This is a genomic window from Bradyrhizobium sp. 14AA, assembly GCF_054185205.1.
The window spans coordinates 1-449 of record NZ_JAVAYM010000169.1; the positions used below are offsets into that span (position 1 = coordinate 1).

At 56.1% G+C, this 449-nt stretch carries 1 protein-coding gene; it reads right to left on the bottom strand.

The window, feature by feature from the left end; translation table 11 throughout:
* Positions 1-449, bottom strand: a 449-nt coding sequence (gene hisG / locus RAD15_RS43845) for an ATP phosphoribosyltransferase (RefSeq protein ID WP_458184868.1), incomplete at both ends; no start/stop codon positions are given.

Below are 449 nucleotides of genomic sequence, written 5' to 3' on the forward strand. Positions count from 1 at the left end.
CTTTCAGTTTCTCCATGGTTTCCCAGAACAACGTTTCGCTGCTGACCATGTGCATCGCCACGCGCTGTTGCTCGCCCGCCAGCGGCAGAATTGTCGGCCTTTCAGCGCCTGGCAGCAGGGCGATAACCTCTTCCAGGCGTTCACTTGGCGCGTGCATCATGATGGATTTCGATTCGCGCGCCTGAATCACGCCCTGAATACGGGTCAGCAATTTATCGATCAGCTGTTGCTTGCTCTGTGCCATCTCACCGTCGCGCTGAATCAGACAGGCTTTAGAGCGGTAGATAACTTCGACTTCACGCAGGCCGTTAGCTTCAAGCGTCGCGCCGGTAGAGACCAAATCGCAGATAGCATCGGCCAGCCCCGCGCGCGGCGCGACTTCGACAGAACCATTTAACAGACACGATTTAAAAGAGACGCCTTTCTGGTCGAGGTAGCGTTTGAGGAGG